This is a genomic window from Flavobacterium sp. ALJ2, from assembly GCF_015594725.1.
GTDB lineage: Bacteria > Bacteroidota > Bacteroidia > Flavobacteriales > Flavobacteriaceae > Flavobacterium.
On record NZ_JADNRC010000008.1, the window covers coordinates 184,316 to 199,174 of the forward strand.

Below are 14,859 nucleotides of genomic sequence, written 5' to 3' on the forward strand. Positions count from 1 at the left end.
CTTTGTTTGCTTTGCTGAAGGTTGTTAAGTTTTATTTGCCACATAGAGGCATAGATTTTATATGTGAAAAAAGAAACTTATTTTTTTGTTTCACGCAGATTTTGCAGATTAAGCCGATTTTTCTAATTTTTTTAATCTGTCGCAAAAAAAAAATGCTGTAACTCTGTGGGTTTTTGTGAATCTTTATGAAATCCCAAAAACAAAATTAAGATAATAATAACGCTTTTCGCTGTTGTAAAATAGTAATTTTGTAGTCCCAAAAAAAGTAGTCGTTCTTTATAAAAAGGCAAGTAACCTGATTTGGGTTATCAAATATTAAATCATTTAAAATAAATTCATGAAAAAGCAATTACTCGCATTATTAACCGTAATTTTTATAGGTTTTGGTGCAAATGCGCAAGTTAAAACACCAGAGACTACTGTTTTGGTTCTTATCCATTCTCAGAGCGGAGGAACATATAAAATGGCAAAAGCTATGGCAGAGGGAATTCAGGAGTATCCAAATACAAAAGCAACAATAAAAAGAGTTGCTTCGATAAATCCAAAAGAAAAATTAACTGCTGAGGTAGAGAAATTGCCAGTTGCAACAATCGAAGAATTGGCTAATTACGATGGAATCGCTTTTGGTAGCCCAGTTCATTTTGCAAACATCAGTGCCGATATGAATTACTTTTTTAGCAAAAGTATTCCAATTTGGACATTAAGAGCTTTAGAAGGAAAACCAGCAACTGTTTTTATGTCGGCTGGATCAGGAGCAGGAAAAGAAGCCGCAATTTTGTCTTTTTGGAATATCCTTGCCTCACACGGAATGGTAATTGTACCTACAGGAATTATGGGATCAGCTACTTTAGATAAAACAGTTCCACAGGGGAATACACCTTTTGGAGCAACTTCATTGGCAGGATCAACAGGAACTAGACCTTCGGCTAGCGAATTGAATTTGGCAAAAGAACAAGGTAAAGCTTTGGCAAGAGTAGCTTTGGGATTGAAAAATACAGAAAGTGCTAAAATGCTCAAACTAACTCCAGCAGAAACTAAAGTAGGTTTTGATGTTAATAAAGTATTAAAAGATAATAATATTGTGATTCCTGAGGCTCCTATGCCTGTTGGGAATTACGTGCCCTTTACCATTTCGAATAATAAAGTATACATTAATCAAGTTGCATTAAAAGATGGTAAAATATTAAATCCAGGTAAAGTGGGTGCAACAGTTACAGACGAGCAAGCAAAAGAAGCAACGTATCAAACGATGCTAAATGTTATTGCGGTATTAAAAGTAGCTTGCGGAGGCGATTTGAACAAAGTAAAACAATGTGTTCAGTTAACAGGATATTTTAATACAACTCCTGAATATACACAACATGCAGGTCTTATGAATTCGGCTTCTAATTTGACAGCATTGGTCTTTGGAGAAAAAGGAAAACATGCAAGAGCGACAGTTGGTGCAGTTTCGTTACCAGTAAATTCGGCAGTTGAAATTCAGGCAATTTTTGAAATCGAATAAAAATAGATTTAGATTAAAAAGACAAAACCCGAATACATGTTGTGTATTCGGGTTTTTGCTTTATATGAGGTCGATTATAATCGATACTTTATGATTTTGGTAATGCTGCACCTACGGCAATATCACAACGGTGACCATCTTGTCCGTGTGCCGGATTCATTCCAGGAGCAGTAACATCGGTATTTGGAGCAGGAAGCGGAATCGCCATTTGTTGGCTAACGGTACCCGACCCCGATTGTGTTTGTTGAGTAGTTTGAGTAGTTGCTTTTGGAGCTGTAGAATTTAATGGTGCACCTACAGCAATATCACAACGATGTCCTTTTTGTCCGTGAGGAGGATTCATTCCTTTGGCAGTAGTTGTTGTGGGTTGAGCAGTTGCTGTATTTGTTACTACAGTTGTTGTAGGAGCAGTTTGAGTTGTGGTTTGTTGTACTGTTTGTACAGGAGCTGCTGAATTTAAAGGAGCACCAACTTCAATGTCGCAACGATGGCCAGGTTGTCCGTGAGCAGGATTAATCCCTCCTGTAGCACCCATTACAGTGTTTGGATTTGCTACTGTTGCAGGTGTTTGAACTTCCGAATTTGCTTTTGTCGTGTCTTGTGCCAATCCTAGTTTTACTAATTCAGATGCTGGCGTACTTTCCTGAGGTTCTAATCCTTTTTTACAAGAAACAAGAAGTATTGAGGAAATGATTAACGAGCTTATAAAGATTTTCGAATTCATGTGTAAGTGATTTTTAAAGTTCTCGAATATACTCGTTTTTTTAATTTATTTTCTAGTAGGACTTTGTTAAAAACAAGTTTAGCCACAGATTATAAGGATTAGAATGATTTTTTTTATGTGATTAAATCATTGTAGATAATGTAAAAATATTTAAGTTTAAGATTTTATACTGCGATTGTCCTTCGACTCCGCTCAGGATGACACTACTGATAACTGCAAACTGAATATCGTGACTAAAAACTGCGACTGTTCTTCGGCTTCGCTCAGGATGAGACTACTGATTATTGTAAACTGAAAACTATTTTCTTAACTTTAAAAATAAATAACTATATACTATGAAAAAGTCAATTCTACTTCTTTTATTCATTACATCATTTGCGCATGCACAAACTGTTGAGGTTGATAAAATAAATAAAACCCTCGATGCTTGGCATAAAGCCGCTGCGACTGCCAGTTATGAACCTTATTTTGCTTTAATGGCCGAAGATGTAATTTTTATAGGTACAGATGCTACTGAAAATTGGAACAAAGCCGATTTTAAAGTTTGGGCAAAGCCTTTTTTTGATAGAGGAAAAGCGTGGAATTTTACAGCATTAGAACGTCATGTCTTTTTTGATGCAACAGGAAAAACAGCTTGGTTTGATGAATTGCTTGATACCCAAATGAAAATTTGTCGCGGATCGGGAGTTATGGTAAAAGTGGGAAAAGAATGGAAGGTAAAGCATTATGTATTGTCTATGACGATTCCAAACGACAATGTAGATGAGGTTGTGAAAATAAAAGCACCAATTGAAGATGGAATGATTGCTAAACTTAAGAAAAAGTAAGTAAAGACTTTGTTTTTAGTCTTTTAAAAATTGAAATTCTAATTTCATTATAATAGGATTGATAATTTAATATATTAATTAGAAACTCAAAATAGGATACTGGCAATAAAAAGCTTTTAAAACTGCAATATTGATTATAATTTAATGTCGACCACTATTTTTCAGCCTTTAAAAAGTAAAATACTTGTTTTTTTATAACTTTGACCCCTATATAAATGGGGTTAAAGTAAAGTATTTTGAAAATGAAAATAGAAAAGTGGTGGATTATTTCCTTTGTCATTATAAGTATCATATCTATAACGGGTGCATTTTGGCCAACAGTTAGCGGAACTGATTATGTTCTTTCAGAATTTGGATCTACAGATCATATTGTTCCTGCCGATGTTGCCTGGATGCTTACTTCTTGTTGTCTGGTTTTGATTATGACCCCAGGACTTTCCTTTTTTTATGGAGGAATGGTTGGGAAAAAGAATGTGATATCTACCATGCTCCAAAGTTTTATATGCCTTGGAGTAGTGACACTTTTGTGGGTTGTAGTTGGTTTTAGTCTTGCTTTTGGAGAGCCAATAGGGATTCATTCAGGAGGAAATTTTTACAGCTTCGTAGGAAATCCAACAACATTTGCCTTTATGGATTATGTGGGTGTTTTGCCTCATAAACAATTAGCAAATACGATTCCGTTTATGTTATTTGCTTTGTTTCAGATGAAATTTGCAGTTATTGCACCAGCAATTATTACAGGTTCATTTGCAGAGCGTGTTCGGTTTATTTCGTACCTTCTTTTTATCTGTTTGTTTACCATATTTATTTATGCTCCTTTATGTCATGCAGTTTGGTATCCTACAGGAATTTTAGGATCTTATTTTGGAGTTAAAGATTTTGCAGGAGGAACAGTGGTTCATATGAGTGCTGGTTTTGCAGCACTAGCAGGAGTTCTTGTATTAGGAAAAAGAAAAAATAGCCGACATATACCTACTAATATTCCTTTTGTATTATTAGGAACAGGAATGCTGTGGTTTGGTTGGTTTGGTTTTAATGCAGGCTCGGCTTTGGCAGCAAATGGTGTTGCGGCAATGGCTTTTGCTACTACAACAACAGCATCTGCAGCAGCAATGTTAACGTGGGTATTTTTTGATAGAATAAACGGGCGAAAAGTATCCGCTTTAGGAGCGTGTATTGGAGCAGTAGTAGGATTGGTTTCGATTACTCCAGCAGCAGGATTTATATCAGTGCCAGAAAGTATGTTTTTTGGATTCAGTGCAGCACTAGTTTCAAATATGGTGGTGAATGCTGCTTTCTTAAAGAAAATAGATGATACTCTAGATGTTTTTGCTTGTCATGGAGTGGGAGGGATTATGGGAATGATTCTTACTGCAATCTTTGCACATGGCGAAAAAGCAAGTTTACTTCACGGCGGATGGATCGTTTTTGCACACCATATGATGGCATTGGTCTTGGTATCGATATTTACTTTCTTTGGAGCTTATTTACTATTTAAGGTGACGAATCTAATTATCCCAATGCGCGTGTCAGAAGAATCAGAGCACATCGGGTTGGACTTATCTCAACACGACGAAACATTAGAGCCTAAAATGAAAAGTGTCGTTTAATTAGGTGATTTTATAAAGAAAACCACATCAAATGTTTTTGTAGAAAAAAGCTATTCGATGTGGTTTTTTTCATTTTTGAAATCCGATGCGATTCATTCGTATATATTCCTTAATTTTGCCGAAATATTTGTAAAAAAGTGGGAAGTAAAAATAAACTAAAGAGATTCAAGGAGAACGAAACATTTGATAACGTTTTTCAACCAACGAGAGAAGAAGTTGTAGGCGATTTATTTCCGCTAAAAGGGAAATGGAATACAGACTTCTTTAAGAATGATAATCCGTTGGTACTTGAATTAGGTTGTGGAAAAGGGGAATATTCTGTTGGATTAGCAGAGCGATATCCAAACAAAAATTTTGTTGGAATAGATATAAAAGGAGCTCGTTTTTGGCGTGGTGCTAAGACTGCTGTCGAAACAGGTTTACACAATGTTGCTTTTATTCGTACTCAAATCGAATTAATCAATCATATTTTTGCTGAAAATGAAGTAGATGAAATCTGGATTACTTTTCCAGATCCACAAATAAAATACAAACGTACCAAGCACCGAATGACTAATTCGGAATTTTTGCAGTTGTATAAAAAGATTCTTAAAAAAGATGGTGTTGTAAACTTAAAAACCGATAGCGAATTTATGCATGGCTACACCTTAGGGTTGTTGCATGGAGAAGGTCATGAAGTTTTATATGCTAATCATAATGTGTATGTAAACGAAGGAAGTCCAGAAGAGGTAACTGCCTTTCAAACATTTTATGAGAAACAATATTTAGAAATTAACAAGGCAATTACGTATATTCGTTTCAAAATTAAAGCGTAGTTCTTTATTTAATTTCAAATACCCATTTTTTAATACATGATTCGCAGCGCATGACATTTATTATCCCTTTACTTTTAGGTTTCATTACGGCTTTTATTGGTATTATTCCGCCTGGATTAATAAATATGACGGCAGCCAAAGTGAATTTAAAAGAAGGAAAAAAAAATGCGTTGTGGTTTGTTGCTGGAGCAGTACTTATTATCTTTTGCCAAGTATATTTGGCGATTTTATCAGCAAGGATTATTGACCAGCGACCAGATGTTGTAACTTTATTGCGTGAAATTGGTTTTGGAATTTTTGCTCTTCTAACGGTTTACTTTCTGTGGATTGCAAAAGAACCAAAAAAGAAAAAAAATAAGATTAAAAATAACAGTAAGAAAAGCCGTTTCTTTTTAGGAATGTTACTCTCAGCGCTTAATTTTTTTCCAATCCCGTATTATGTTTTTGTTAGTGTTACGCTTGCTTCTTATAAATTATTTTTGTTCGAAAACTATTTTATATCTGTGTTTGTAACGGGTTCGGTTTTGGGTTCGTTTACCGTTTTTTACTGTTATATTGCTTTTTTCCAAAAGATAGAGCAGAAAACAGATTATATACTGAAGAACATGAATATCATTATCGGAAGTATTACAGGAGTAATTTCGATAATTACACTTTTTAATATTATACGGTATTATTTCGCTTAGTTTTTACTTTAAAATAAAGCTATGGCAGAGGATAATTTTTTCGAAAGGGTATATATAGTTGTAAGACAGATTCCGTACGGGAAAGTAACTTCGTATGGCGCTATAGCAAAAGCATTGGGGACAGCACGTTCAGCAAGAATGGTGGGTTGGGCAATGAATGCTTGTCATAATAGGGATGATGTTCCTGCGCATCGTGTTGTAAACAGGAAAGGTTTACTAAGTGGTAAACATCATTTTGACGGAACTAACCTGATGCAGCAATTACTCGAAAACGAAGGCATCGAAGTCAAAGACAATCAAATTGTAGATTTCGAAAAACATTTTTGGCAACCAGCAATAGAGATTTAGTCTATTTAAAATGTGATGAACTCAGTTTCCAGTTCCAGTTTCCAGTTAATTTTTTTTTTGCGGATAATTTAAAGTTTTAGGTTCTCGACTGTGACTGTAAACCGTTTTAGGACGTAATCAGGCAAATCACAAAATTAGTTCTATCCTCATCTGCCTGATAACTTAAGTAGCCACCATGAGCTTCAATAATATTCTTTGAAAGTGTAAGCCCGATTCCTGCACCTTCTTTTCGGGTTGTGAAAAAAGGCAGGAATATTTTGTTTCTTATTTCAGGGTCAATTCCTTTTCCAGTGTCGGATATTGTAATAAAAAAACGATTGTTTTCAGTCAATGCCGATAAGAATATTTTTTTCTCATGTCTTTCCTTTAAAGCAAAAATACTATTGGTAATCAAGTTGATGATAACTTGTTCCATTTGACTCTTATCAATGAGGATGTTGCGGGAACTGTTGATACTGTTTATCAATTCGATTCCTTGTTCTTTTAAAATTGGTGACATGATTTTTAAACAATCATTAAAAAAAGTATTAATCGATGTTAGTTTTTTATTTGGGGTAGGCAACATGGTTAATTTTCGGTAGTTTTCTACAAAAATTTGTAAATGATCGCTACGGTTAATAATAGTAGATATGCTGTTTTTAATGTCTTCAAGATCATCTTCTTCAAGTTTTTCTTGATCAATTATTTGAAGTAAATTTTGCGAAAGCGAACGAATTGGTGTTAGTGAATTCATTAATTCATGCGAGATAACTTTCATTAAAGTAATCCAAGCTTCTTTTTCCTTCTTGTCGATAACGCGTTGTATACTATCAAGTAAGATAATGTAGTATTCTTTGTTTAATGATCTTGTAAGCGAAGTCTGGAGTGTAAAAGTTTGTAAGTCCTGTTGTTCAATCTTGATACTAATAGCAGTTTTTAATTCAGTAAAATGAGTATTTTCAATTTCTTCACACAATGATGGAAGGTAATTTTTAAGGTAACTCCAATGACTCACTTTAGGGACATTAAACAATGAAGAGAAATAATCATTCATTAAGAATATATTCCAATTATTATTGTCTTTTTCCAGAATTAAAGTGGCAGTATCTATATTGTTTAAAATAGAACGATAAATTAATTCTTTAGAAGTTTGTTCCTGTTGCTTTTCTTTTAAAGTATTATATAAAAGAGCAAGATTCTTGAAACTACCTTTTTTTTGTTCTTCGGGAAAATTGGACGAGTAGTCGTTTTGAAGAATTGAGAGAATTGTCTTGTCGTAAAAGTTAGTTTTTGTTTTGATAAAAGAATACATTTCTATTAGAGCGATAATAACGGCAACACCTGCCAATATACTATTGTAATACAGCTCCTTTTGTGCAAGATACAATGAAGTAAAAAGAATGATTATGACTATAAAAACGCGTAAAAATAAGAGGTTGTAAAATTTCCAGTTTTTCATTATTCAATATTTTTTAAACCATATTTTTCAATTCTTCGGTATAGAGAAGCTCTGGATAGCCCTAGTTCTTCGGCAGTTTTGCTAATGTTTCTGTTGTTTTTAAGTAAGGATTTTTCAATAGCATTTTTCTCTATTTCAGACAATGGGTTTTCATCATCAATCAAGACGTCTTCAAAATCAAGAATATCTAAATCGGTTACTGTAATTATATTGTTTTCGGATAGGATTAAAGCTCTTTCAATTTTGTTTTCCATCTCACGTACGTTTCCTCTCCAAGGATATTTTTCTAAATGTTTGGCAACGTTGCTGTCAAAAACAATATCAGCTTGATTGTATTTTTCTGCAATTTCGTTAAGAAGATATTCAGCCATTGGTACAATATCGTCTTTCCGTTCCCGTAAAGCGGGTAAAGTAATTTCCATCGTATTAATGCGATACAATAAATCTTCACGAAATGTTTTGTTTATTACTTCGGCTTTTATGTCGCTATTAGTAGCAGCAATTATGCGTACGTTAAGAGGTCTGGTTTTACTCTCGCCTAAGCGGGTGACCGATTTGGTTTGTAAAACGTGCAGTAACTTCGATTGTAAATGCAAAGGGATGTTCCCTATTTCGTCTAGAAAAATAGTTCCGTTAGCTGCAGTTTCAAACCGTCCCGGAGTATCAGTTTGGGCGTCTGTAAAAGCTCCTTTGGCATAACCAAATAGTTCGCTTTCGAATAAATTATCGCTTAAAGATCCTAAATCCACATGGATAAAAGGGCTGTCTTTTCGTTGAGAATTTTGATGGATATGTTGTGCGAAAACAAATTTACCAGTTCCGTTTTCTCCTAAAATTAGTACGTTGGCATCTGTTTTAGCAACTTTATCGGCAATTGTATACGCTCGCTTTATTTTATCAGAAGTTCCAGTAAAATATTTTTTTTCTTCGGTTTTTACGATTAGTTTCTTTGATTTCTTTCGACTTTCATTAACCGCATTGTCAATTGTAGTTAATAGCTTTTCATTGTTCCAAGGTTTTAAAACATAATCAAAGGCACCTATTTTTATACCTTCTACAGCAGTTTCTATTTTTCCAAAGCCAGTCATTAAAATAACAACAGTTTGTGGAGATAATAACTTGATTTCTTTTAGCCAATGAATTCCTTCGCGGCCATCTTCAAAACCAATGCGATAATTCATGTCTAATAAAACAACATCAATTGGGTTTTCGGATAAAAGCGAGATGATTTTTTTTGGGTCATTTGTAGTAAAAATAGATTCGAATTGTTTTTTCAGAATCATTTTTACTGAAAAAAGAATTTCTTCCTGATCATCGACAACTAATATATTGGCTTGTTTTTTTCGCATGATATGTTTTTTTGTTCAATTATGAACGGTCAACTGTTCATTATCGAACATTACTTTTTATTGATAGTTTTGAACTGCTTTATAAATCAACGCTTTATAGATTTTAATTCTTTTGGCACAATATTTACCTATTGGTAATCAGTAAATTATTAGAACACATGGATAAAGTAATTCTTCGTAAAAGTAAAAAAATTAGGTATCTGACAATAGGAATCGGAGTTTTTTTAGCTGTGGCAATTGTAGTCTTTTTTTCTTTCAATAAAAAAAGAAGCCTGAATGTTAAGGGAGATGAGTTGACTGTGAAAACTGTAGAAACAGATTTTTTTGAAGATTTTATGGTTTTTCAGGCAAAAGTTGAACCTTTGAATGTGATGTTGGTGAATGTCACCGAAGGAGGTTCGGTTAAGGAAATATTTGTAGAAAACGGAGCTACGGTTATAAAAGGGAAGCCATTGGCTCGATTGTATAATCCGAACACAGAACTTAATTACCTGACACAAGAAACGGCAATTATAGAACAGATTAATAATCTGAATACTGGAAAATTAAATATCAGAAATCAAGAGTTGAATTTGACAAAGGATTTAGTTGCAATAGAACATGATTATAATGATGCAAAACGATTGTATGATATGAATTCGAAATTGTATGAGAAAGATGTTATTTCCCGAAATGATTGGAATGCATTCAAAGAGAGTTTACGTTTTCAGGATGAACGCCGAAAAACAATTCAGCAAAGTATTCAGAAAGAGAAGCAAACGAATCAATTGCAGATTTCACAAATTAACCGTTCGATTCAAACCATGGAAAAGAGCTTGGATATTTTGAGAAATAATAAAAAAAACTTTTTGATAACAGCACCAGAATCAGGGAGACTAACTTCTTTTCAGCCAGTTCTGGGAAAGACTTTTCAGGCGGGAGAAAGTATAGGAAGAATAGATTCTAGACAAGGTTATAAATTGGTAGCAGAAGTAGATGAGTTTTATTTAGAAAAAATGCGCGAAGGGCTAAAAGGGCAAGTTGATTATCAGGGAAAAATTTTGGAAGTAATTGTGACAAAAGTAATTCCAGAGGTTAAAAGTGGTCATTTTTCAGTTGAATTAAATTTTATTTCTAAAGATAAAATTGCTTTACAAGATGGATTAAGCTTTGGGATAAAATTAATTTTATCAGAAAGAAATAAAATTCTTGTTTTACAAAAAGGAAGTTTTAATCAGGAAACAGCAGGAAAATGGATTTTTGTTATAAATGGAAATAAAGCAGAGAAAAGAACAATTAAATTAGGTAGAGAAAACCCTTCGTATTATGAAGTTTTAAGCGGATTAAAAGAAGGCGAAAAAGTAATTGTATCTTCTTATCTAGATTATAAAGATATGGAAGAGCTTTCAATAAAGACGAAATAAAAAAAAATAGAGTTCAATCATCAATCAAAAAACACAATCAATAACAACAAATATTTTAAAAAGATATGATAACAATACAAGATTTAACTAGGGTTTTTAGAACAGAAGAAGTAGAAACAGCGGCATTAAGTGGTATTAATTTTAAAATAAAAAAAGGAGATTTCTTAACAATAATGGGACCTTCGGGTTGTGGAAAATCTACTTTGCTTAATATAATCGGGCTCTTGGATAGTGCAAGCGGTGGAAGTTATAAATTATTGGATAACGAAATGATTGGACTTAAAGAAAAAGGAAGAGCTAGTGTACGTAAAGAAAATATTGGATTTATTTTTCAAAATTTTAATCTTATCGATGAGCTATCAGTTTATGATAATATAGAGTTGCCTTTAATTTACAATAATGTAAAGGTATCTGATAGAAAACAAAAAGTAGAAGCAATTGCAGAGAAGTTAAATATTTCTCATCGATTAAAACATTTTCCGCAACAACTTTCAGGAGGACAGCAACAACGTGTTGCAGTTGCAAGAGCTTTAGTAAATGATCCTAAGATTATTTTGGCCGATGAGCCAACAGGAAACCTAGATAGTAAAAATGGTAATGAAGTTATGGAACTTTTAACTGATTTGCATGCCAAAGGAGCAACAATACTAATGGTAACGCATTCGGATTACGACGCATCTTTTTCGCAAAAAACAATCCATATGAAGGATGGGGTTATTTTTTCGGAAAGATTTAATCAAAGAAATGTAGATGTTTTTAAAGTATAGAAATCATGATAAAATTGATAACAATAGTAATTATAGTAGTGATAGAATTTTGTAAAACATTGTTTTTATAAAATATTTTAAACTAATCAATCAATCAATCAATCAATCAATCAATCAATCAATCAAACCAAATCATAAATAAGAAAGATGATACTTAACTGGATAAAAATATTTGTTTATCATTTAAAGCAAAACAAACTGTTTTCGTTTTTAAATGTATTAGGATTAAGCATAGGAATTGCAGGAGTTATTTTTGCAATTTTATATTGGAACAATGAGAATTTATATGACCAGTGGAATCCTGAAAAGGAGAATGTATATCAGGTTCTTAATGGTATAGGTGATGCACCAGAGAATATATGGAATTCAAGTCCAGTTCCTTTTGGAGTAACATGTAAGGCTACAATTCCTGAAATTGAAAATATTACTTTTTTTGATAGTTGGTATTATGAAGATATACTCAAATATAACAATCAAAAATGGATGGGTAAAAAAATCATAGTTGCTGATTACGATTTTTTTGAAGTATTTCCATTTCCAATTGTTAAAGGTGCTAAAAAAGATATTCTTAAAGAGAAAAATAGTGTTGCTATTTCGGAAGATGAAGCAAAAGTGGTTTTTAAAAATGAAGATCCTATAGGGAAAACTATTGTCAACGATGGGAATGTTTTTATTGTAAAAGCAGTTTATAAAATCATGAGGCCATCTTCTGTTGAACCTAATTATGTATTTGGAGGGCTTCTGAAGGAGTATGATATGGATAGTTGGGGGAATTTCAATCATACGCTTTGCATAAAGGTAAAAAAAGGAATAGATGCTGCAATTGTTTTAAAGAAAATGAAGCATGTTAATTTTGTTAACCGAACAATGAAAGATGCGAAAGAAAATGGACAGACTGTGGAGCAATATTTGAAAGAAAACGGTGAAATTACAGTTATTCTGGATCAGTTAAAAGAGGCACGACTTTATGGTGTAGGATCTAGTGTAGGAGGAAGTTATCCAGAAGGAAGAGGGGATCTACAGTTATTGTATATTATGGTAGGTTTGTCTGGACTTATTCTGGCTTTGTCTTTGGTTAACTACATTAATTTAGCAACTGCATCAGCAATTAAAAGAGCGAAAGAAGTTGGTGTTCGAAAAATTGTTGGAGCAAATAAATCTCAAATCGTATTACAGTTTATATTTGAAACTGCTATAATTGTTGTTTTGGCCATTCTTTTGGCGTTAGCAATTGTAGAGCTTTCTTTGCCTTTTTTTAATGACTTTTTGGGTAAAACCCTTGTTGTCAAAGGGGCTGAATTTTACCTGCAAATTATCATTGTTTTTATTGTTGTAATTGTTCTAGCAGGTATATTTCCAGCAGTTTATGTAGCTAATTTTGAAACATTAAAAGTTTTAAGAGGGAATTTTTCAAGAAGTAAAAGTGGTATCTGGATTAGGAACTCGATGTTGATTTTTCAGTTTACAATTGCAGCCTTTTTTATCATAGGAGCATTAGTTGTTCATTCTCAGGTAAGTTATATGATGAATAAAGATTTAGGTTTTAACGGAAGTCAAGTAATTAATATTTCATTTAATTACAAAGACCGAGAAAAAAGATTAGAAAAGTATTTTACAACCAGGGAAGAATTGATGAAAATAACTGGCGTTGAACATGTTTCTACTTTTGCGGGCTCTTTTGGTCAAGGAGCGAATTCAAGTTCAGGATTTAAACATAATGGTGTTTTTGTTCAACCTCAAAATGTGACAATGGATTTTGGTTTTCTTGAAATGATGAAAATTAAGATAAATCAAGGACGAGATTTATCACCTCAATATGCATCAGATACAATAAGTAATTGGTTGATAAACGAAACTTGTGCTAAGATGCTAAATCTTAAAAATCCCATAAATACTGTAATTAGTTCTGGTTGGGGAAATAAAGATGGAAATTTAAAATTTAAAATTGTTGGTGTGGTAAAAGATTTTCACATTATAGGTTTTAAAAATAAAGTTCCACCGATGGTTTTTGTCAATATTAAAACCTTAAAATGGAATAATTTAGATAATATATATGTAAAAGTTTCACCTGAAAATTTAACCGAAACACTATCTAAATTAGAGACTTACTGGCAAAAGAATATCAATCCCGATTATCCTTTCAGTTATCAGTTTGTAGATAAGGCATTTGCAAAAACATATAATGAGCAGATTAAGCAAAAGAACTTATTTTTTGTGCTTAATATTATTGTGATTGTAATTGCAGTCTTTGGATTATTTGCTTTAGCATCATTTTCGATGGAAAGACGACTAAAAGAAATTGCAATCAGAAAAACACTTGGAGCAGAAACGAATGCTTTGCTTAAAGAATTGTCAAAGCAATATGTGCTTTTTTGTCTTATAGGTTTTGTATTAGGGATATTTCCTGCCTACTTTTTACTTAATAAATGGTTAGAGAATTTTGCTTTTAGAATTGATGTTTCATTCTTGCCATTTTTTATAGCATTGGTTGTGTTGCTTTTATTAACTTTGGTAATCGTTTTAGCAAAAGCATATCAAGTGACTAAAATAGATTTACTTAAATATCTTAAATACGAATAATTAATCTGAGCAATTAATTAGAATTGAGTTTTGGTTCCCGACTCGACTAGCTTTATCGCTGGTCGGGTCTTTTTCGGGAACATATATGGATAAGATAACTCGTTAGATGTATTTTTTGTTTAATTAATTTTATCAGGAAATAATAATAAAGACAAACGACTATCTCTGTCAGATACATCTTTATAAAAACTAATTTCACCAGCATCACTCATTTAGGCAGTAAAGTATCCAATCTAAAATGGAATTTTGGTCTTTAACCTGTAAACTGTTTCTTGCTCACTGCTTATAGCGTCATCGTTTTTATGCGGTCTTCGATAGGTTCATTCATTCATTCATTTGATATGTTCTGAAGTGATTTCATAATTTAAAACAACATCTATTCCCTCCTAGTCATAAATATTTCTTTTAAATCTCCAATGATTGCTAAGGGATGTCTAGTTTGGTCAATAGTCTTTCTACTATAAAAGGTTTTAATTCTTGGAATGATTATTCCATAGTTATTGGGTCTCAATCGGTAGTTTTTTGAATTAGGGGTAATTTTTAAAAAAAGAAGCGATTGTGGCATCATTAATCTAAAAGGATTGTTTTACAGTTATTGGTTTAGGTATGAATCTTAAGAGATTCAATAGATAAAATGTTTTATTACTCAAGAAAAAAAATTAGTAATAGCTTCAAACGATTAGCCTATCAATAAATCCAATTTAAAACTGTTAGAATAAGAACTTAATCTGCTATCTTTGTAATCTGAAATCGGTTTAAATTAATGTAGTTTTTGAAGCGATTATTGTCAATAGAAAATAGTAAGTTA

12 protein-coding genes are annotated in these 14,859 nt (G+C 32.6%); 9 read left to right on the forward strand and 3 right to left on the reverse strand.

The features are described 5' to 3' along the window. The first annotated feature begins 337 nt into the window (after positions 1 to 337). Complete coding sequence (wrbA, locus tag IUY40_RS11380; RefSeq protein WP_195736988.1) at positions 338 to 1,504, forward strand: NAD(P)H:quinone oxidoreductase; 1,167 nt, start codon at positions 338 to 340, stop codon at positions 1,502 to 1,504. Between the two features lie 88 nt (positions 1,505 to 1,592). On the opposite strand, the gene IUY40_RS11385 is transcribed toward wrbA, so the two are convergent. Further along, on the reverse strand, positions 1,593 to 2,228 hold the full coding sequence (locus tag IUY40_RS11385) for a hypothetical protein (protein ID WP_195736989.1): 636 nt from the start codon (positions 2,226 to 2,228) through the stop codon (positions 1,593 to 1,595). Positions 2,229 to 2,563: 335 nt separating this feature from the next. Between IUY40_RS11385 and IUY40_RS11390 the strand changes: the two genes are divergently transcribed. The 5 genes from IUY40_RS11390 (at position 2,564) to IUY40_RS11410 (ending at position 6,514) form a co-directional block, all read left to right on the forward strand. Continuing rightward, positions 2,564 to 3,055, forward strand: coding sequence for a nuclear transport factor 2 family protein (locus IUY40_RS11390; protein WP_195736990.1), 492 nt, complete (start codon positions 2,564 to 2,566; stop codon positions 3,053 to 3,055). Positions 3,056 to 3,297: 242 nt separating this feature from the next. Beyond that, positions 3,298 to 4,665, forward strand: coding sequence for an ammonium transporter (locus IUY40_RS11395; protein ID WP_195736991.1), 1,368 nt, complete (start codon positions 3,298 to 3,300; stop codon positions 4,663 to 4,665). A 137-nt stretch (positions 4,666 to 4,802) separates the two neighbouring features. Next, positions 4,803 to 5,480, forward strand: a complete 678-nt coding sequence (gene trmB, locus IUY40_RS11400) for a tRNA (guanosine(46)-N7)-methyltransferase TrmB (RefSeq protein ID WP_195736992.1) — start codon at positions 4,803 to 4,805, stop codon at positions 5,478 to 5,480. A gap of 50 nt (positions 5,481 to 5,530) precedes the next feature. Further along, a complete protein-coding gene (locus IUY40_RS11405) occupies positions 5,531 to 6,166 on the forward strand; it encodes a LysE family transporter (protein WP_195736993.1) in 636 nt (211 codons plus the stop codon). Between the two features lie 21 nt (positions 6,167 to 6,187). Next, a complete protein-coding gene (locus tag IUY40_RS11410) occupies positions 6,188 to 6,514 on the forward strand; it encodes an MGMT family protein (RefSeq protein WP_195736994.1) in 327 nt (108 codons plus the stop codon). Between the two features lie 106 nt (positions 6,515 to 6,620). Here the strand turns inward: IUY40_RS11410 and IUY40_RS11415 are convergent, their stop codons facing one another. Together IUY40_RS11415 and IUY40_RS11420 are read right to left on the reverse strand one after the other, a co-directional pair. Further along, positions 6,621 to 7,952, reverse strand: a complete 1,332-nt coding sequence (locus tag IUY40_RS11415; RefSeq protein WP_195736995.1) for a HAMP domain-containing sensor histidine kinase — start codon at positions 7,950 to 7,952, stop codon at positions 6,621 to 6,623. Beyond that, positions 7,952 to 9,301 (reverse strand): sigma-54 dependent transcriptional regulator, encoded by a 1,350-nt coding sequence (locus IUY40_RS11420; protein ID WP_195736996.1) that lies wholly within the window; start codon positions 9,299 to 9,301, stop codon positions 7,952 to 7,954. Before IUY40_RS11420 ends, IUY40_RS11415 begins: the two co-directional genes overlap by 1 nt. A gap of 158 nt (positions 9,302 to 9,459) precedes the next feature. Here IUY40_RS11420 and IUY40_RS11425 point away from each other — a divergent pair, with 158 nt between their 5' ends. The 3 genes from IUY40_RS11425 to IUY40_RS11435 all read left to right on the forward strand — a co-directional run bounded on the left by IUY40_RS11425 (position 9,460) and on the right by IUY40_RS11435 (position 14,051). After that, a complete protein-coding gene (locus IUY40_RS11425; RefSeq protein WP_195736997.1) occupies positions 9,460 to 10,704 on the forward strand; it encodes an HlyD family efflux transporter periplasmic adaptor subunit in 1,245 nt (414 codons plus the stop codon). Positions 10,705 to 10,769: 65 nt separating this feature from the next. Continuing rightward, positions 10,770 to 11,471: an ABC transporter ATP-binding protein gene (locus tag IUY40_RS11430; protein WP_195736998.1), complete on the forward strand. Its 702-nt coding sequence runs from the start codon at positions 10,770 to 10,772 to the stop codon at positions 11,469 to 11,471. Positions 11,472 to 11,618: 147 nt separating this feature from the next. Further along, complete coding sequence (locus IUY40_RS11435; RefSeq protein WP_195736999.1) at positions 11,619 to 14,051, forward strand: ABC transporter permease; 2,433 nt, start codon at positions 11,619 to 11,621, stop codon at positions 14,049 to 14,051. Positions 14,052 to 14,859: the final 808 nt, after the last annotated feature.

Excerpts from the sequence above, each read along its gene's own strand:
- IUY40_RS11415 (WP_195736995.1), bottom strand. The coding sequence starts at position 7,952 with ATGAAAAACTGGAAATTTTACAACCTCTTATTTTTACGCGTTTTTATA.
- IUY40_RS11395 (WP_195736991.1), top strand. The coding sequence starts at position 3,298 with ATGAAAATAGAAAAGTGGTGGATTATTTCCTTTGTCATTATAAGTATC.
- IUY40_RS11410 (WP_195736994.1), top strand. The coding sequence starts at position 6,188 with ATGGCAGAGGATAATTTTTTCGAAAGGGTATATATAGTTGTAAGACAG.
- IUY40_RS11420 (WP_195736996.1), bottom strand. The coding sequence starts at position 9,301 with ATGCGAAAAAAACAAGCCAATATATTAGTTGTCGATGATCAGGAAGAA.
- IUY40_RS11385 (WP_195736989.1), bottom strand. The coding sequence starts at position 2,228 with ATGAATTCGAAAATCTTTATAAGCTCGTTAATCATTTCCTCAATACTT.
- IUY40_RS11425 (WP_195736997.1), top strand. The coding sequence starts at position 9,460 with ATGGATAAAGTAATTCTTCGTAAAAGTAAAAAAATTAGGTATCTGACA.
- IUY40_RS11405 (WP_195736993.1), top strand. The coding sequence starts at position 5,531 with ATGACATTTATTATCCCTTTACTTTTAGGTTTCATTACGGCTTTTATT.
- IUY40_RS11430 (WP_195736998.1), top strand. The coding sequence starts at position 10,770 with ATGATAACAATACAAGATTTAACTAGGGTTTTTAGAACAGAAGAAGTA.
- IUY40_RS11390 (WP_195736990.1), top strand. The coding sequence starts at position 2,564 with ATGAAAAAGTCAATTCTACTTCTTTTATTCATTACATCATTTGCGCAT.
- wrbA (WP_195736988.1), top strand. The coding sequence starts at position 338 with ATGAAAAAGCAATTACTCGCATTATTAACCGTAATTTTTATAGGTTTT.
- IUY40_RS11435 (WP_195736999.1), top strand. The coding sequence starts at position 11,619 with ATGATACTTAACTGGATAAAAATATTTGTTTATCATTTAAAGCAAAAC.